This window comes from Mycobacterium sp. ZZG (assembly GCF_054786995.1).
In genome coordinates, this window is record NZ_JBTBFV010000034.1 from 44,104 (window position 1) to 60,624 (window position 16,521).

Here is a 16,521-nt window from a genome sequence, read left to right on the forward strand (position 1 = left end):
GTGATCACGCTGGAAAAGCGGGTCGGCGCGCGAAACGTAGCCTGAAGGCGTGCAGTCGACGTTTCTGGGACACCCCGTGGCCGGGGATCGCGCGCTGATCATGGCGATCGTCAACCGCACGCCGGACTCGTTCTACGACCGCGGCGCGACGTTCACCGACGAAGCCGCCAAGGAAGCCGCCCACCGCGTGGTCGCCGACGGCGCCGACATCGTCGACGTCGGCGGGGTCAAGGCGGGTCCCGGCGCGACGGTGGACGTCGACGAGGAGATCGCCCGCGTCGTGCCGTTCATCGAGTGGCTGCGGGCCGAGTTCCCCGACCAGGTGATCAGTGTCGACACCTGGCGCGCCGAGGTCGCCAAGCAGGCGTGCGCGGCCGGCGCGGACCTGATCAACGACACCTGGGGCGGGGCGGACCCCGCGCTGGCCGGTGTGGCCGCCGAGTTCGGCGCCGGATTGGTCTGCTCACACACCGGCGGCGCCGTGCCGCGGACCCGTCCGTTCCGGGTGAACTACGGCCTGACCGAGCGGGGAGTCGTCGACGACGTCATCGCCGAGGTGACGGCGGCGGCCGAACGGGCGGTCGCGCTCGGGGTGCGCCGGGACCGGATCGTCATCGATCCGACCCACGATTTCGGCAAGAACACTTACCACGGTCTTAGTTTGTTGCGTCATGTGAAAGACCTTGTAAACACTGGATGGCCGGTCCTGATGGCCCTGAGTAACAAGGATTTCGTCGGGGAGACTCTGGGTGTGGGTTTGACCGAACGCCTTGAGGGCACCCTGGCGGCCACCGCTCTCGCGGCGGCCGACGGGGCGCGGCTCTTTCGGGTGCACGAGGTCGGACCCACACGTCGGGTACTTGAGATGGTTGCGTCGATCAAGGGCGCCCGTCAGCCGAAACGCACGGTGAGGGGACTGGCATGACTGTGTTGTCTGATCGCGTCAACGATCTGGAAACGTTCGGTGTCGCCGACCATCGCTGGCTCAGCGAGCGCAGCTGGTGTCGGCCGAGCTGGACGGTGGCCGAACTGGAGGCCGCCAAGAAGGGCCGCACCGTGTCGGTGGTGCTGCCCGCGCTCAACGAGGAAGAGACGGTCGCCGGCGTCGTCGAGACCATCACCCCGCTGCTGGGCGGGCTGGTCGACGAGCTGATCGTGCTCGACTCCGGGTCCACCGACGACACCGAGATCCGGGCCGTCGCCGCCGGGGCCCGGGTGGTCGGCCGCGAGGTTGCCCTGCCCGAGGTCGCCCCGCAGCCCGGCAAGGGCGAGGTGCTGTGGCGGTCGCTGGCCGCGACGACGGGTGACATCATCGCCTTCGTCGACTCCGACCTGCTCGACCCCGATCCGATGTTCGTGCCCAAGCTGCTGGGCCCGCTACTCACCGCCGACGGCGTGCACCTGGTCAAAGGGTTCTACCGGCGCCCGCTGAAGGTCAGCGGGCGCGAGGACGCCAACGGCGGCGGCAGGGTCACCGAACTGGTGGCGCGCCCGCTGCTGGCCGCGCTACGCCCCGAGTTGATGTGCCTGTACCAGCCTCTGGGCGGGGAGTACGCCGGAACCCGGGAGCTGCTCACGGCGGTACCGTTCGCGCCCGGCTACGGCGTCGAGATCGGGTTGCTGGTCGACACCTACGACCGGCTGGGTCTGGACGGAATCGCCCAGGTCAATCTCGGCGTGCGGACACACCGCAACCGGCCGCTGACCGAGCTCGCGTCGATGAGCCGGCAGGTGATCGCCACGCTGCTGTCCCGGTGCGGGATCCCGGACTCCGGGGTTGGGCTCACCCAGTTCTTCGCCGACGGCGAGGACTACGCCCCGCGCACGTCGACGGTCTCGCTGACCGACCGGCCGCCGATGATCACGCTGCGCCCGCGGTAGCACTTCCCGCCGATGGCCGGGGCGTCCTGACCGGTCGATGTCGGCGCCATCCGGCAGTATCGAGGGGTGACTCTCGTTCTGCTGTACCTCGTCGTGCTGGTGCTCGTCGGGATCGTCCTGTTCGCCATCGGCAGTGTGCTGTTCGGTCGCGGCGAGACGCTGCCGCCGCTGCCGCAGGCCACCACCGCCACGGTGCTGCCCGCATCGGGCGTCACCGGTGCCGATGTGGACGCCGTGAAGTTCAGCCAGGCGCTGCGCGGCTACAAAACCAGCGAAGTCGACTGGGTGCTGGATCGACTGGCCCGTGAGCTCGACATGCTCCGCGGCGAGCTCACCACGTTGCGCGCCGCCCACGGTCTTGACGAGGCCGCCCACGGTCCCGAAGACGACCACGCGGTGTCGTCGCAGCGCGCCCGGGATGACGCGTGACCTCCGCGGCCGCCGATCCGCTGATCAGGTGCGGGTGGATCGACCGGTCACGGCTGTCGCCGGCCGATTATGAGCTGTATCGCGCCTACCACGACACCGAGTGGGGTCGTCCCCTGCGCGACTCGGCGGCACTGTTCGAACGGGTCAGCCTCGAAGCGTTCCAGAGCGGGTTGTCCTGGCTGATCATCCTGCGCAAGCGGGACAACTTCCGCGCCGCCTTCGACGGGTTCGACGTCGAGCGGATCGCCCGCTACTCCGACCGGGACGTCGAGCGGTTGATGGCCGATCCCGGCATCGTGCGCAACCGTGCCAAGATCGACGCCACCATCGCCAACGCGCGAGTGGCCGCGGATATGGCCGACGCCGGCGAGGACCTCGGCGAGCTGCTGTGGTCCTTCGCGCCGGCCGACCGGGGGGCGCGGGCCCGGCCGGCGAGCATGTCCGAGATCGCCGCCGTCACCCCGGAATCGAAGGCGATGGCCAAAGAACTCAAGAAACGGGGGTTCCGGTTCGTCGGGCCGACGACGGCGTACGCGCTGATGCAGGCCACCGGGATGGTGGACGACCATGTCGACAACTGCTGGGTACCGCGCATCGGCGAAGGGCAGTGACCGTCGTGTCCGGGCAGCGGGAAGCCGTGGCGCGCGCACCGCGGTTGTGGTGGCGGCCATCCGCGCCAGGGAGTCAGCGCGCGAGGACCGCCTGTTCACCGACCCGTTCGGCGGTAGCACGCTCCCGCCGCGCCCGCAGATGTGCCGGGGGCGCCGCGCGGCTACTTGCTCAGGGCGGTCAAGAAGGACCGGGCCGGGGCACGATCCCCTCATCACGGCAGCTATAGCCGGGTCTTCGCACACGAGCAGCCTCGGATAGGGAACAATAGAGCCCTGTAGCAGTTCAGAGCCGGGTGCTATCAGAGCACGTCGAAGGTGCGGGCCCGGCTCACGGACAGACCGGGCCCTGACGGGCACGCCCATGTGGAGGGAGCACTCGATGGCGGCGATGAAGCCCCGGACCGGAGACGGTCCACTGGAAGCAACCAAGGAGGGGCGAGGCATCGTGATGCGAGTACCACTGGAAGGCGGTGGCCGGCTCGTCGTGGAGCTCACTCCCGAAGAGGCCGCCGCGCTGGGCGACGAACTCAAGGGCGTGACAAGCTAGCCCGCTGTGTCCGCTAGACGGAGACCCTGCGGTAGATCTGCAGGGTCTCCTCGGCGATACGCGCCCAGGAGAACTCCTCGATGCACCGTTGGCGACCGGCGACCCCGTAGCGCCGCGCGCGGTCCGGGTCGTTGACCAGGGAGTTGACCGCTTCGGCCAGGCCGCGTTCGAACGACGCGGTGTCGTCGGGGTCGTAGTGCACGAGCAGGCCCGTCTTTTCGTGCGCCACCACCTCGGGAATCCCTCCGACGTCGGACGCCACCACCGCCGTCGCGCACGCCATCGCCTCGAGGTTGACGATGCCGAGCGGCTCGTAGACCGAGGGGCAGACGAACACGGTTGCCGCCGATAGGATTTCGCGAATCTTGTGGGTCGGCAGCATCTCCCGCACCCAGAACACCCCGGTGCGGGTGCGGGACAGTTCCTGCACCGCCGACGCGACCTCCTCGGCGATCTCCGGGGTGTCCGGAGCGCCCGCGCACAGCACCAACTGCACGTCCGGCTCGAAGCGGTGCGCTGCCGCCACCAGATGCGCCACTCCCTTTTGCCGGGTGATCCTGCCGACGAACGCAACGATCGGCCGTTGCAGGTCGACACCGAGTTCAGCAAGCACCGATTCGTCGGGGTCCGGCTCGGCGGGATACCAGACCTCGGTGTCGATACCGTTACGCACCACGTGCACCCGGTCCGGGTCCAGCGCCGGATAGGTGCGTAGCACGTCCTGCCGCATCCCCGAACTGACCGCGATGACCGCGTCGGCGGCCTCCACTGCGGTCTTCTCCACCCACAACGAGATGCGGTAGCCGCCGCCGAGCTGCTCGGCTTTCCACGGCCGCATCGGTTCCAGAGAGTGCGCGGTGAGCACGTGCGGGACGTCGTAGAGCAGCGCGGCCAGGTGCCCGGCCATCCCGGTGTACCAGGTGTGCGAGTGCACGATGGTGGCCGCCGACGCGGCGTTGACCATGTTCAGGTCAGCCGACAGCGTGGCCAGCGCCGGGTTGGCTCCAGACAGCGCGGGATCGGGCTGCGCCACCGTGACCCCGGCCCGCGGAGCGCCCATACAGTGCACATCGACCTCGCACAGGTGGCGTAACTGGGCCACCAGTTCCGTGACGTGGACACCAGCACCGCCGTATACCTCGGGCGGATACTCCCGAGTCATCATCGCCACCCGCATCCTGTGACCGTATCCAACTTCGGAACCGGCCGCGCCGCATACCCAATTGTCTTGACGGACAGCCCGAGAAGCCGTCCGCCGCGGTATGCCGGCGCCACGCCCGGCGTGGCAATGACGGGAATGGGTGGCCGCGGTCTCCACGTGCGGATAGGTTGGCAGCATGAGGGAAGCGCCACATGTGTTGGGCATCGTCCTCGCCGGCGGAGAAGGCAAGCGTCTCTACCCGTTGACAGCCGATCGCGCCAAGCCCGCCGTCCCGTTCGGGGGCGGCTACCGGCTCATCGATTTCGTGCTCTCCAACCTCGTCAACGCCCGCTACTTGCGGATCTGCGTGCTGACTCAGTACAAGTCACATTCGCTGGACCGTCACATCTCGCAGAACTGGCGGCTGTCCGGGCTCGCCGGTGAATACATCACCCCGGTTCCGGCCCAGCAGCGGCTCGGCCCGCGCTGGTACACCGGTTCGGCGGATGCGATCTATCAGTCGATGAACCTGATCTACGACGAGGATCCGGACTACATCGTGATCTTCGGCGCCGACCACGTCTATCGGATGGACCCCGAGCAGATGGTCCAGCAGCACATCGAAAGCGGTGCGGGTGCCACCGTCGCGGGCATCCGGGTGCCGCGGGCCGAGGCCAGCGCGTTCGGCTGCATCGACGCCGACGACTCGGGGCGCATCCGCGGGTTCATCGAGAAGCCGGCCGATCCGCCGGGCACCCCCGACGATCCCGAGCAGACCTTCGTGTCGATGGGCAACTACATCTTCACCACCAAGGTGCTCATCGACGCGATCCGGGCGGACGCCGAGGACGACGACTCCGACCACGACATGGGCGGCGACATCATCCCCCTGCTGGTCGCCGACGGGATGGCCGCGGTGTACGACTTCAACGACAACGAGGTGCCCGGCGCCACCGAGCGCGATCACGGATACTGGCGCGACGTCGGAACCCTCGATGCGTTCTACGACGCGCACATGGACCTGGTGTCGGTGCATCCGGTGTTCAACCTCTACAACAAGCGCTGGCCGATCCGGGGCGGCGCCGAGAACCTCGCACCGGCGAAGTTCGTCAACGGCGGGTCCGCGCAGGAATCCGTGGTCGGCGCCGGCAGCATCATTTCGGCTGCGTCCGTGCGTAATTCGGTGCTGTCGTCCAATGTCGTCATCGACGACGGCGCGATCGTCGAAGGCAGCGTGCTGCACCCCGGGGTGCGCATCGGACGGGGAGCTGTCGTGCGCCACGCGATCTTGGACAAGAACGTGGTGGTCGGCCCAGGGGAGATGGTCGGGGTGGACCTCGACAAGGACCGCGAACGGTTCTCGATCAGCGCCGGCGGAGTGGTCGCGGTCGGTAAGGGCGTCTGGATCTGACCGCCGGTCAACCGGCCGGGACGCGGCGGGCGCGGTCGGACGCCGGCCACACGTAGGGCAGGTCGTCGGGCACGTCGGGGAACAGTGGCCGGTAGTGCGCCGGATCCTTGCGCACCAGCGCCGACCGATGGCTGAGGTGAAACGCGTCGTCCCCGAGCCAGGGCGGAAGCTCGCGAGCGGCGACGAGTTCGTCGTACGGGCGGATCTGCGAGAGCCCCGTCCCGGCGGTGAGGTCACTGACCAGTGTCGCCGCGCATGTGTCACCGCGCCCCGATGCAGACCACACGGCGCACATCTGGAGCCCGTACCGGACCAGGGCCTCCTCGTAACCGGCCCACATCGCGGCGGCGGGATGGTGACGCCAGCCGTAGCCCGCGACCGTCAGCGCCCGCAGAATCTGGATGGTCTCCACCCGCTGTTTGCCCAGCCGGCGGGCGTCCAGTACACGGGCCGAGTCGGCGAAGCCCGGATACGGCAGGAACGTCTGCATGGCGACGGGGTACCCAGTGGCGCGCGGTTCAGGTGGCGCGCGGGGAGCGACGGCGCCGGATCAACCGCACGGCGGCCCACGCCAGCGCGACGGTGATCACCAGGACGAGGATGGGGACCAGGATCGCGACGAAGGCCAGCCCGATGCTGATCACGTCCTCGGTGGTGCTCAGCACGGGTGCAGCGACCCCGCCCGTCGCGACGTTGGCCGCGGGCCGCACCGTCGACTTGGTCAGCGACACCGCCAAGGCCACCACTGCTCCGACCGCGACCGGGATCCACTGACCGGATTGGGCGAACGCTCCCGGGTCGGTGACCGCCGTCGTCTGGGCCGCGGTGCCGGAACCGAACACGATGCCGCCCGCGGTGGGACGGACGAACGTCTGCACGGTGTCGTTGACGGTGTCGAGCGCGGGCACCTTGTCGGCGACGATCTCGACGGCCAGCAGCACCGCGACGATCGTCATCACCCAGCCGTTCTCCAGCCAGGCCCAGCCCGCGGGCAGCGTGACCAGGTCGGTGAACCGCGCAAGCAGCCCGAGCGCGAGCAGCGGGATGTAGGCGTTCAGTCCCGCCGCCGTGGCCAGGCCGAACCCGGTGAGCAGCTCCATCCGATCAGTATGCGGCGATCGCCACATCCCGGGGACCAGCCGGTAACGCACCCGCTGGGGTCTCCTCGTCGAGGATGCGTGCCACCACCAGCCCGTACAGGCCGGTCGACGCCAGCGGCGGACCGGCTTGCACCCGCACGGTCACGGCCGCGTAGTGGTTCTGCACGATCACCAGCGCAGCCGCCCCCAGCCCGGCGGCCACCATGACGTTGCTGACGACAACCAGCCACACCGGCACCGACGACCAGCCGAACCGGTGATCCAGCGCCGACATCGCGAAGGTCACAGCGACAAGCGCCGTCGTCGCGGTGATGATGACCCGCTGGGCGGGCCGGGTCTCCGCGGCGCAGAACACCGCACCGACACCCTCGACGCGAGCGCTTGTGCGATCAGCTCCACGGTCGGCCTCCCGCCGATTTCAGACCGCGTCGCGGTTCCGGTACAGTCCGGCTGCGATCACCGCCAAAGCCGCTGCCACGCAGCACATCACGATCCAAGCGAGGGTGGGAACCTCGTTCGGGTAGGTGGTGTGGCCCACCGGCGAGAGGTCGAGCAGCCAGTCGGGCAGCCGCAGCAGTGCGCCGAGGTACAACGCGGCCACGACGAAAGTCACGGCCAGCCAGGCGGTCCAGGCCTGACGGAGCGCGACCGACAGCGCGGCGACGCCGGCCAGCACCGCCAGGGCCGGCACGAACGCCAGCCCGGCCACGGTGAGCCTGAGCACCGTGACGGGCTCACCGAGGGTCAGTCCGGCGCCGAGGCCGTTGCCCATGCCTGCGAAGAACATCAACACCGTCGCGCCGAGCACCGCCGAGGCCACCGCGCTCAACAACCACCGCTCTCGCGAAACCGCTCCTGCCAGAACCGCTTCGCCCAGACCGGACTGCTCGTCGCCGTACACGCGCAACACCGCGGACACCACGTAGGCGGCCGCAGCGGCGGCGAGGAACTGCGACATCGTCGTGTAGACCCCGTCCACTCCCTGGTCCGAGACGATCGCGGCGATCAGCTCGTTGTCCCGGGCGGCATCCAGCAGCGAGTCCGTCATCGAACCGAAGGCCAAGCCCGCGGCGAACAGGCCGACCGACCATCCGATCGTCTGACCGCGCTGCAAACGCAGGTGCAGCGCGAGCAGGCCCCGTACCGGCCGGGCGCCGGGGCGTTCACTCCTCGACGCGATCGAGCCTTCGTCGTACTGGCGGCGCGCCTCCAGCCCCGCCGCCGCGGCGATCAGGATCAGCGCCAGCAGTAGCAGCGGAATCAACGGCCACCAACGCAACTCGACGAAGGCCCGCATCTGCTGGGCCCACGCGATGGGCGAGACCCAGCTCAGAGGGCTGCCCGCCGGGTCGATGACATCGCCCACGCCGCGGATGAGCGCGGCCGCGGCGAGGACGGCCATGGCGGCTCCCGTTGCGGCCCGCGCCGACCGCCACATCTGCGCGGTGACTGCGGCGACGGCGCCGAACAGTGTGGCGACCGCGGTGACCCCGAGACACATTGCGGCGGAGTTCACCACGTCGAAGCCGTTGGCGGCCGTGGCAGCGGTCATCGTCGCGGCGAGAACGACGTTGACGGCCGCCACCACCGCCAGTGCCGCGGTGGTGCGCGCGTAGCGGCCGACGGCCGAGGACAGCACCAGTTCTGCTGTGCCGCTTTCCTCCTCGGCCCGGGTATGCCGAATTACCGTGAGCACGGCCAGGATCGACGTGGCAATGATCAGTGTGAGCATCAGTTCGTTGGCCACCATCGCACCGAGCTCGGTCTCTTTGACACCGAACATCGGCCCGCCCAGCATCATCCCGGCGGGGGTCTTCAGCAGGTCCACCCTGGCCTGGCGCTGAATCTCCTCAGGGTAGGCCAGCTCGATGGTGCCGGGGGAGTAGGCCATCATCGCGGTCAGGGCCACGATCCACACGGACAACCGGATGCGGTCACGCCGCAGCGCGAGGCCGACCAGCCGGGCGGTGCCCGTCCACGGTGAGCTCGACGTCCCGGAGGCGTGCCGTGGACCTCCGAAGCGCAACTCGACGGCGGTGCTCATCGCCCGGCCCCCTGATACTCGCGGAGGAACAGGTCCTCCAGCGAGGTCGGTGCGACGGTCAGCTCGTCGATGCCGAGGCTGCTGAGATCGGCCATGGCGCGGTCGAGATCACCACGGTCGACCGAGAACCGCAGATCCCCGTCGTCGGTGCGCAGGTCGTGGATATAGGGCGCACGTTCCAGTCGGCTGCGGTCCCCCCGGGTGCGTGCGGTGACGGTGGTGCGCATCAGATATCGCAGGTCTGCCAGTGCTCCGGACCGCACGGTCCGCCCGGCGCGCACGATGGTCACTGTGTCACAGAGCTTCTCGACCTCGGCCAGGATGTGGCTGGACAGCAGGACCGCTGCGCCCTGGCCGGCGACCTCGCGCACGCACTGCTGAAAAGCCTGTTCCATCAGCGGGTCCAGGCCCGAGGTCGGCTCATCCAGCACGAACAGTTCACTGCGGGTGCTGAACGCAGCGATGATCGCGACCTTCTGACGGTTGCCCTTGGAGTACGTGCGGGCCTTCTTGTGCGGGTCGAGTTCGAAGCGTTCGATGAGTTCGTCACGACGCGCCCGGTCCACGGTGTCCGCACCCCGCAGCCCGGCCAGGAAGTCGATGGCCTGCATCCCGGTCAGGTTGGGCCACAGAGTGACATCGCCAGGCACATAGGCGATCCGGCGATGCAAAGCGACCGCGTCGTGCCACGGATCACCGCCCAGCAGCGAGACCGTGCCGCCGTCGGCCCGCAGCAGCCCGAGCAGCACCCGGATGGTGGTGGACTTGCCGGAGCCGTTGGGGCCGAGGAATCCGGCGACGGTGCCGGGAGCGACGGTGAGGTCGAGTCCGTCCAGAGCCTTGGTGCGGCCGAAGGACTTTCGCAATCCCTGGATGTCTACGGCCGGTGTGCGGTCAGTCATCGTGCGCTCCTTCGGTGAATCCGATGCCTCGCTGCCGTTGAGCGAGGAACGCGTCGTACATGGTGGAGTCGGCCATCAGACCGTTGGTGTAGAGCTCCAGGGCGGGCAGCACCATGTCCTCGCTGTAGTTGCGCAGCACCGCCCGCAGGTCTGTCGGGTCGTCGTGTAACTGCAGGTAGAGCAGGAAGCCGCCGCCGGCGGCCATCGCCAGGAATCGCGCCCTGCCCAACGGATCCGCGCTCGGCTTGACGGTGCCGGCCCGCACCCCCTCCTCGATGTACTGCTCGGCATTGTCGATCATGGTGCGCCAGAACGCTTTTGCCAGATCGCCACCGGACTGCATGCTGCGTACCAGGTAGGCCATCAGCGGGGCGTACTCCTCGATCTCGGCCATCTGGGCTAACCACGTCGCCGGATCGGAGGACTGGATCGTCTCGGTCTTGCTGGCCCGCACGGTCTCGGTGACGAAGTCGTCGCACGCCTTGCGCAGGCCCTCCTTGGAGCCGAAGTGATGGATCACCAGGCCGGGGCTGACACCTGCGGCCGCCGCGATCGCCCGCACGCTCACCCCGAAGCCGTCGCGGCCGAAAAGGTCGACCGCGGCGTCGCGGATCCGCGCCACCGCGGTCAGATCATCTACTGAACGCATGTTCAGTACATTAAACGCTCGTTCAGTAGGCGGTCAAGGATCAGACCCGTCAAGGATTCGTCAAGAAGCGCCGGAATAGCCGTTCCTGGTCACTCATACCGGAGGCCTGAGTGCAGCCGGCAACGCTATTCCGCGGGGGCGGGGAGTGGAAAGGGAAAAGCGTCAGTCCCGGGCAGCCACGAGCAGGCCGTCGCCGAGCGGGATGAGCACCGGCGTCAGCCGGTCGTCCTCGGCGATCAAACGGGCCGCCTCGCGCACCGCGGCGACCTCGCTGTCCTTGGCCGAGGCGTCACCGGCCCGGCCGCCGAGCGCGGAGCGGTGCACGACGATCGCGCCGCCGGGGCGCAGCAGTCGCACGCCTTCGGTGACGAAGTGGGGCTGGTCGGCCGGTGTGGCGTCGATGAACACCAGGTCGTAGGACTCGTCGGCCAGCCGGGTCAGCACCTCCTGGGCGCGGCCGCTGATCAGCCTGGTCCGGCCCGGGCCCACCCCTGCCTCGGTGAACGCCTGCTTGGCGATGCGCTGGTGCTCGGGTTCGACGTCGATGGTGGTGAGCACGCCGTCCTCGCGCATGCCCGAGAGCAACCACAGGCCGCTCACGCCGGCGCCGGTGCCGACCTCGACGACCGCGCGCGCTCCGGTCAGCTTCGCGAGCACACACAGCAGCGCGCCGACGGCGGGGGTCACCGCGCCGGCGCCGATGTCGACTGCGCGCTCACGGGCCGCGGCGACGATGTCGTCCTCAGAGATCGAGTGTTCGGCGTGGTTGACGATCGCTTCCGCCCGACGGGCCCGCGCGGTGGAATCGCCGGACTCGGCGCCGGGCTCGTCGGTGCTGGCCATGCCCGCAGCGTAGAGCCAAGTCCGCGTGGTCCGCGTGTGCGACACGCCCGGCCCGCGACGCCGGGAGCGTCTGTCGGGCAGGTCGGTTTCCGCTGGTCGAAAACGGGTAGCGATGTTTCTCAGGAAAAGTTCAGTTTGCTCATATGCCCGCCACACCAGCACAGGAGACGGTGATCGCATGACAGACGGCGCATTCAGCGCACGCACCGACTCCTCGCGTGCCGGGAACAAGGTCCCGGCACGTGTTGTTGTCGACAACGAGCAGCCGTCAACCGGGGGCCGCTCTCCGCACGACCTGGAGGTTCCGACGACCATCACACACGGCCCTGTCTCCGCTCCTGTGGCCGCTCCGGTGACCATGGCGCATCTGGAGCAGTTCACCGATGCCGAGTGGGTGGAACCGGCCGATGAGTTGACCGGCACGGCGGTGTTCGACGCCACCGGCGACAAGACCGCGATGCCGAGCTGGGATGAACTCGTCCGCCAGCACGCCGACCGGGTGTACCGCCTGGCCTACCGGCTCTCCGGCAACCAGCACGACGCCGAGGACCTGACCCAGGAGACGTTCATCCGCGTCTTCCGTTCGGTGCAGAACTATCAGCCGGGCACGTTCGAGGGCTGGCTGCACAGAATCACCACCAACCTGTTCCTCGACATGGTGCGCCGCCGCGGCCGGATCCGGATGGAGGCGCTGCCCGAGGACTACGACCGGGTGCCCGCCGACGAGCCCAACCCCGAGCAGATCTACCACGACTCCCGGCTGGGGCCGGACCTGCAGGCCGCACTCGACTCGTTGGCTCCGGAGTTCCGCGCCGCCGTTGTCCTGTGCGACATCGAGGGGCTGTCCTACGAGGAGATCGGCGCGACGCTCGGTGTCAAACTGGGCACCGTCCGCAGTCGTATCCACCGGGGCCGGCAGGCTCTGCGCGAGTATCTGGCCCGGCACGCCGAGGCCGGCGCCGCACAGGACGCCGCCAGGTCTGCCTGACATTCGGGCGATGCCGCCCAGCGCGCCGCGCTACATTCGAGGGCATAGTCGGCAGCACGCCCCACACGACGCCGAGCGGAGAGGAGTCAGGTGGTATTCGATCCTGGACATGCGTTCCGCCGGGCGTTCTCCTGGCTTCCGACTCAGCTCGCCTCGCAGACCGGTGATCCGGTTGGCCCACGCCAGTTCGGTTCGACAGAGCATCTGTCGATCGAGGCGATCGCGGCGTTCGTCGACGGCGAGCTGCGCATGTCGGCGCACCTGAGAGCCGCTCACCACCTGTCGTTGTGCCAGGAGTGCGCGCTGGAGGTCGATGCGCAGCGGCAGGCGCGCGAGGCGTTGCGCGAGTCACGCCCGGTCGCGATCCCGAGTGATCTGCTGGGTCTGCTGTCCCAGATTCCCCACCGCACTCCGGTCGAGAGGCCGCAGCCGGTGGAGCACCCGCAGTTGGCTGACGGCACCCAGCGTTCCCGCCGTAAGCGCCGGTAGGGTAGAAGCGAAAAATCGACCGCGATCGCTGACACGTCGCCGCGGGCGTCGGAAGGCTGCAGCGGGGTACGAAAGGGCGATGTACGGGTGACCAATCTGGACCAGACCGGTCGGGAACGCCTCGAGCCGCGGCCGGTGTCGCGTCCGCCGGTCGATCCGGCGGCTCAGCGTGCATTCGGCAGGCCCGCCGGGGTGAACGGTTCGTTCCTCGGCGCTGACAAGCATCGTGATCAGGGTGAGTACACTCCCACGGATCAGGCGCCGGATCCGGTGCTGGCCGAGGCTTTCGGCCGCCCCCACCCCGGCGGGGATTCGTTGCAGCGTCATCCCACCGACGCCGGCGCGCTGGAGGCCGAACGGGACGGCGATGACGACGGCGTCGACGATCCCTGGCGTAATCCGGGGGCGCCGGTGGCGCTGGGCACCCCGGCGCTGCCCCCGACCGGGTCCGCGCAGGCCACCGCCCCGATGGGCAAGCTCGGCGTGCGGGACGTGCTGTTCGGCGGCAAGGTGTCCTACACCGCGCTCGTCGTGCTCGGCATCGCGGCGCTGCTCATCGGTGTGGCCGGCGGCTGGGTGGGACGCACCACCGCCGAGGTGGTCTCGGCGTTCACCACGTCGAAGGTCACGCTGGAGACCAGCAGTTCCGGCGAGGGCGAGCCCGAGGGGCAGTTCGCCGAAGTAGCTGCGGCGGTGGCTGATTCGGTGGTGACGATCGAGGCGACCAGCGACCGAGAGGGATCGCAGGGTTCCGGCGTCGTCATCGACGGGCGCGGATACATCGTCACCAACAACCACGTGATCTCCGAGGCCGCCACCAACCCCAGCGAGTTCAAGATGTCGGTGGTGTTCAACGACGGCTCCGAGGTGCCCGCGAACCTGGTGGGTCGCGACCCGAAGACCGATCTGGCGGTGCTCAAGGTCGACAACGTCGACAACCTGTCGGTGGCCCGGATGGGTGACTCCGAGAAGTTGCGCGTCGGCGAAGAGGTGATCGCCGCGGGCGCCCCGCTAGGACTGAGGAGCACTGTCACGCACGGCATCATCAGCGCGCTGCATCGACCGGTCCCGCTGTCGGGTGACGGCTCGGACACCGACACGGTCATCGACGGCGTGCAGACCGACGCGTCGATCAACCACGGCAACTCCGGCGGTCCGCTGATCAACATGCGGTCTGAGGTCATCGGCATCAACACCGCAGGCAAGTCGCTGTCCGACAGCGCCAGCGGCCTGGGGTTCGCGATCCCTGTCAACGAGGTCAAGCAGGTCGTCGAGACGCTGATCAAGAACGGCAAGATCGCCCATCCCACACTCGGGCTGACCGCACGGTCGGTCAGCAACGACGTGGCCAAGGGGGCGCAGATCGCCGATGTCTCCCCGAACAGCCCGGCCGAGCGCGCGGGCATCCTGGAGAACGACGTGGTCGTCAAGGTCGGTGACCGCAAGGTCGCCGACGCCGACGAGTTCATCGTTGCGGTGCGTCAGCTCAAGATCGGCGAACCGGCACCCATCGAGGTACTCCGGGAGGGGCGCCCGGTCACGCTGACGGTGACGCCCAACGGCGACGACAGCACGTAGAGCCATGTTCGCGAACGTAGGCTGGGGCGAGATGCTGGTCCTGGTGATCGCCGGTCTGGTGATCCTCGGGCCGGAACGGCTGCCCGGCGCCATCCGCTGGACCGCGGACGCGGTGCGTCAGGTGCGTGACTATGTCACCGGTGCGACCACGCAGCTGCGTCAGGAACTGGGCTCGGACTTCGACGACCTGCGGGAGCCGTTGTCGGAGTTGCAGAAGCTGCGCGGCATGACGCCGCGCGCGGCGTTGACCAAGCATCTTCTCGACGGCGACGACTCGATCCTCACCGGCAAATTCGACCAGAACGGCAGGCCGACCGGCCCGCCGGAGAAGCCCCAGTCGGGCCCCGGTCCCGCGGCCGCGGCCCACGATGTCCGCGAGCCCGGCGCTCAGCCGTCATCAGGTGCGCCGACGCCAGGTGCGGCGACCCCGGGCGCGCCGTCTTCGGGTGGGACGGAGTCGCTTGCGACGCCGTTCGATCCCGACGCGACCTGATCGCCGCTGCGGAAACCTGGGCGAAACCGCGTTCCACGCGGTCCGGCCGCCCCGAAGGCCGCGTGGAATGCGGTTTCGGCGAACGGGGCCGGGGCGGCTAGCGGCCGGCGGGATCCAGTCCCAGCGACATCCCGGCCAGTCCACGCTTGCGGCTGGACAGTGCGTCGGCGATCTTGCGCAGTTCCTGACCGGCGGCGGAGTCGGGTGCGCTGAGAACCAGCGGCACGCCCGAGTCGCCGGCGGTCACCAGCGCCGGATCCAACGGCACTTGGCCCAGCAGCGGCACGTCGGCGCCGACGGCGCGGGACAGGCTCTCCGCGACGTGGCGGCCGCCACCCTCGCCGAACATCTTGATGACGGGGCCGTCGACCATGTTCTCCACCACGCCGGCGATGCGCTGACGGGTCTGCAGCGCGATCGCGCCGGCCCGTTCGGCCACCTCGGCGGCGGCCAGCTGCGGGGTGGTGACCACCAGGATCTCGGCGCCGGGGATCAGCTGAGCGACCGAGATCGCGATGTCTCCGGTGCCTGGAGGCAGATCGAGCAGCAGGACGTCCAGGTCGCCCCAGTAGACGTCGGCGAGGAACTGCTGCAGCGCGCGGTGCAGCATCGGTCCGCGCCACACCACGGGGGTGTTGCCCTGGGTGAACATCGCGATCGAGATGACCCGCACGTCATGGGAGACGGGTGGCAGGATCATCGAGTCGACCTGGGTGGGCCGATCGGTGGTGCCCATCATCCGAGGCACGGAATGCCCGTAGATGTCGGCGTCGAGCAGCCCGACCGACAACCCACGGGCGGCCATCGCGGCAGCCAGATTCACAGTGACACTGGACTTTCCGACACCGCCCTTACCGGACGCGACCGCGTAGACCCGGGTCAGCGATCCAGGTTGGGCGAATGGGATCACGGGTTCGCGGGAGTCACCGCGCAGTTGCCTGCGCAGTTCAGCCCGCTGCTCGTCGTTCATCACGTCGAGAGTGACCTTCACCGCGCCGGTGCCGGGGACGTCGCGCACCGCGCGGGTGACGCGGTCCGAGATCTCGGTCTTCTTCGGGCACGCCGCGGTGGTCAGGTAGATCTCGACGTGAACCGAGGAGTCGGGGTCGACCATGACGTTCTTGACCATGCCCACTTCGGTGATCGGCCGCCGGAGTTCGGGGTCGATCACCTTGGCCAGCGCGGAACGGACCGCCGCTTCCAGGTCAGTCGGTGTAGATGTCATCACCGGCGAGTCTAGGCGCCGGACGGCCGGGCCCCCGAATGCGGGCGCCGGCGGTGCTCAGCCCACCGGGCCGGGCGCGGGTCCGGGTGCCGGACCGGGTGCCGGACCAGGCGCGGTCGGCATGTCGGGCACGGCGGCGGCCGGCGGCGCCGCCGGAGCGGGCGGCAGGCCGAACGGAGCCGCGGGCGCC

Annotated in this window: 19 protein-coding genes; 10 read left to right on the forward strand and 9 right to left on the reverse strand. The window is 69.2% G+C overall.

Annotated elements, in window-relative coordinates; translation table 11 throughout:
- The first annotated feature begins 100 nt into the window (after positions 1–100).
- The 5 genes from folP (at position 101) to ACXMYJ_RS18575 (ending at position 3,468) form a co-directional block, all read left to right on the forward strand.
- Positions 101–925 (forward strand): dihydropteroate synthase, encoded by an 825-nt coding sequence (gene folP, locus ACXMYJ_RS18555; RefSeq protein WP_260758235.1) that lies wholly within the window; start codon positions 101–103, stop codon positions 923–925.
- The gene (locus ACXMYJ_RS18560; protein ID WP_260754738.1) at positions 922–1,881 is read left to right on the forward strand and encodes a glucosyl-3-phosphoglycerate synthase; all 960 of its coding nucleotides are present in this window, start codon (positions 922–924) and stop codon (positions 1,879–1,881) included. Before folP ends, ACXMYJ_RS18560 begins: the two co-directional genes overlap by 4 nt.
- A 66-nt stretch (positions 1,882–1,947) precedes the next feature.
- Complete coding sequence (locus tag ACXMYJ_RS18565) at positions 1,948–2,310, forward strand: DivIVA domain-containing protein (RefSeq protein WP_260754737.1); 363 nt, start codon at positions 1,948–1,950, stop codon at positions 2,308–2,310.
- A complete protein-coding gene (locus tag ACXMYJ_RS18570; protein ID WP_460358310.1) occupies positions 2,307–2,921 on the forward strand; it encodes a DNA-3-methyladenine glycosylase I in 615 nt (204 codons plus the stop codon). The genes ACXMYJ_RS18565 and ACXMYJ_RS18570 overlap by 4 nt, the downstream gene beginning before the upstream one ends.
- Before the next feature lie 379 nt (positions 2,922–3,300).
- On the forward strand, positions 3,301–3,468 hold the full coding sequence (locus ACXMYJ_RS18575; RefSeq protein WP_003931055.1) for a DUF3117 domain-containing protein: 168 nt from the start codon (positions 3,301–3,303) through the stop codon (positions 3,466–3,468).
- 13 nt (positions 3,469–3,481) lie between these two features.
- Here ACXMYJ_RS18575 and glgA read toward each other — a convergent pair whose 3' ends face one another.
- Entirely contained in the window at positions 3,482–4,645 is a 1,164-nt protein-coding gene (gene glgA / locus ACXMYJ_RS18580; protein WP_460358313.1) for a glycogen synthase, read from the reverse strand.
- 160 nt (positions 4,646–4,805) lie between these two features.
- Here glgA and glgC point away from each other — a divergent pair, with 160 nt between their 5' ends.
- Positions 4,806–6,020 (forward strand): glucose-1-phosphate adenylyltransferase, encoded by a 1,215-nt coding sequence (gene glgC, locus ACXMYJ_RS18585; protein ID WP_260754735.1) that lies wholly within the window; start codon positions 4,806–4,808, stop codon positions 6,018–6,020.
- A gap of 7 nt (positions 6,021–6,027) precedes the next feature.
- On the opposite strand, the gene ACXMYJ_RS18590 is transcribed toward glgC, so the two are convergent.
- The 7 genes from ACXMYJ_RS18590 to ACXMYJ_RS18620 form a co-directional block, all read right to left on the reverse strand.
- Positions 6,028–6,510: an MSMEG_6728 family protein gene (locus ACXMYJ_RS18590; protein ID WP_460358315.1), complete on the reverse strand. Its 483-nt coding sequence runs from the start codon at positions 6,508–6,510 to the stop codon at positions 6,028–6,030.
- A gap of 28 nt (positions 6,511–6,538) precedes the next feature.
- Positions 6,539–7,120 (reverse strand): DUF4126 domain-containing protein, encoded by a 582-nt coding sequence (locus tag ACXMYJ_RS18595; RefSeq protein WP_260754734.1) that lies wholly within the window; start codon positions 7,118–7,120, stop codon positions 6,539–6,541.
- A gap of 4 nt (positions 7,121–7,124) precedes the next feature.
- Complete coding sequence (locus ACXMYJ_RS18600; protein WP_460358318.1) at positions 7,125–7,475, reverse strand: hypothetical protein; 351 nt, start codon at positions 7,473–7,475, stop codon at positions 7,125–7,127.
- 63 nt (positions 7,476–7,538) lie between these two features.
- The gene (locus ACXMYJ_RS18605) at positions 7,539–9,164 is read right to left on the reverse strand and encodes an ABC transporter permease (protein ID WP_460358321.1); all 1,626 of its coding nucleotides are present in this window, start codon (positions 9,162–9,164) and stop codon (positions 7,539–7,541) included.
- Positions 9,161–10,066, reverse strand: a complete 906-nt coding sequence (locus ACXMYJ_RS18610; protein ID WP_260754731.1) for an ABC transporter ATP-binding protein — start codon at positions 10,064–10,066, stop codon at positions 9,161–9,163. Before ACXMYJ_RS18610 ends, ACXMYJ_RS18605 begins: the two co-directional genes overlap by 4 nt.
- On the reverse strand, positions 10,059–10,715 hold the full coding sequence (locus ACXMYJ_RS18615; protein WP_460358324.1) for a TetR family transcriptional regulator: 657 nt from the start codon (positions 10,713–10,715) through the stop codon (positions 10,059–10,061). Before ACXMYJ_RS18615 ends, ACXMYJ_RS18610 begins: the two co-directional genes overlap by 8 nt.
- 162 nt (positions 10,716–10,877) lie before the next feature.
- A complete protein-coding gene (locus tag ACXMYJ_RS18620; RefSeq protein WP_260754729.1) occupies positions 10,878–11,558 on the reverse strand; it encodes an O-methyltransferase in 681 nt (226 codons plus the stop codon).
- 178 nt (positions 11,559–11,736) lie between these two features.
- Here ACXMYJ_RS18620 and sigE point away from each other — a divergent pair, with 178 nt between their 5' ends.
- From sigE to tatB, 4 genes are all read left to right on the forward strand, one after another.
- Positions 11,737–12,546, forward strand: a complete 810-nt coding sequence (gene sigE, locus ACXMYJ_RS18625) for an RNA polymerase sigma factor SigE (RefSeq protein WP_260754728.1) — start codon at positions 11,737–11,739, stop codon at positions 12,544–12,546.
- A gap of 90 nt (positions 12,547–12,636) precedes the next feature.
- Positions 12,637–13,035, forward strand: coding sequence for an anti-sigma E factor RseA (gene rseA, locus ACXMYJ_RS18630; RefSeq protein ID WP_260754727.1), 399 nt, complete (start codon positions 12,637–12,639; stop codon positions 13,033–13,035).
- An 87-nt stretch (positions 13,036–13,122) separates the two neighbouring features.
- On the forward strand, positions 13,123–14,613 hold the full coding sequence (htrA, locus tag ACXMYJ_RS18635; protein ID WP_260754726.1) for a serine protease HtrA: 1,491 nt from the start codon (positions 13,123–13,125) through the stop codon (positions 14,611–14,613).
- A gap of 4 nt (positions 14,614–14,617) precedes the next feature.
- The gene (tatB, locus tag ACXMYJ_RS18640; protein ID WP_260754725.1) at positions 14,618–15,106 is read left to right on the forward strand and encodes a Sec-independent protein translocase protein TatB; all 489 of its coding nucleotides are present in this window, start codon (positions 14,618–14,620) and stop codon (positions 15,104–15,106) included.
- 97 nt (positions 15,107–15,203) lie between these two features.
- On the opposite strand, the gene ACXMYJ_RS18645 is transcribed toward tatB, so the two are convergent.
- Positions 15,204–16,331: an Mrp/NBP35 family ATP-binding protein gene (locus ACXMYJ_RS18645; RefSeq protein ID WP_460358330.1), complete on the reverse strand. Its 1,128-nt coding sequence runs from the start codon at positions 16,329–16,331 to the stop codon at positions 15,204–15,206.
- Between the last annotated feature and the right edge of the window lie 190 nt (positions 16,332–16,521).

Coding starts and splice junctions, on each gene's coding strand:
- ACXMYJ_RS18620 (WP_260754729.1), bottom strand. CDS start 11,558: ATGGCCAGCACCGACGAGCCCGGCGCCGAGTCCGGCGATTCCACCGCG.
- ACXMYJ_RS18605 (WP_460358321.1), bottom strand. CDS start 9,164: ATGAGCACCGCCGTCGAGTTGCGCTTCGGAGGTCCACGGCACGCCTCC.
- glgA (WP_460358313.1), bottom strand. CDS start 4,645: ATGCGGGTGGCGATGATGACTCGGGAGTATCCGCCCGAGGTATACGGC.
- ACXMYJ_RS18595 (WP_260754734.1), bottom strand. CDS start 7,120: ATGGAGCTGCTCACCGGGTTCGGCCTGGCCACGGCGGCGGGACTGAAC.
- ACXMYJ_RS18560 (WP_260754738.1), top strand. CDS start 922: ATGACTGTGTTGTCTGATCGCGTCAACGATCTGGAAACGTTCGGTGTC.
- sigE (WP_260754728.1), top strand. CDS start 11,737: ATGACAGACGGCGCATTCAGCGCACGCACCGACTCCTCGCGTGCCGGG.
- ACXMYJ_RS18610 (WP_260754731.1), bottom strand. CDS start 10,066: ATGACTGACCGCACACCGGCCGTAGACATCCAGGGATTGCGAAAGTCC.
- folP (WP_260758235.1), top strand. CDS start 101: ATGGCGATCGTCAACCGCACGCCGGACTCGTTCTACGACCGCGGCGCG.
- glgC (WP_260754735.1), top strand. CDS start 4,806: ATGAGGGAAGCGCCACATGTGTTGGGCATCGTCCTCGCCGGCGGAGAA.
- ACXMYJ_RS18590 (WP_460358315.1), bottom strand. CDS start 6,510: ATGCAGACGTTCCTGCCGTATCCGGGCTTCGCCGACTCGGCCCGTGTA.
- ACXMYJ_RS18645 (WP_460358330.1), bottom strand. CDS start 16,331: ATGACATCTACACCGACTGACCTGGAAGCGGCGGTCCGTTCCGCGCTG.
- ACXMYJ_RS18615 (WP_460358324.1), bottom strand. CDS start 10,715: ATGCGTTCAGTAGATGATCTGACCGCGGTGGCGCGGATCCGCGACGCC.
- tatB (WP_260754725.1), top strand. CDS start 14,618: ATGTTCGCGAACGTAGGCTGGGGCGAGATGCTGGTCCTGGTGATCGCC.
- ACXMYJ_RS18575 (WP_003931055.1), top strand. CDS start 3,301: ATGGCGGCGATGAAGCCCCGGACCGGAGACGGTCCACTGGAAGCAACC.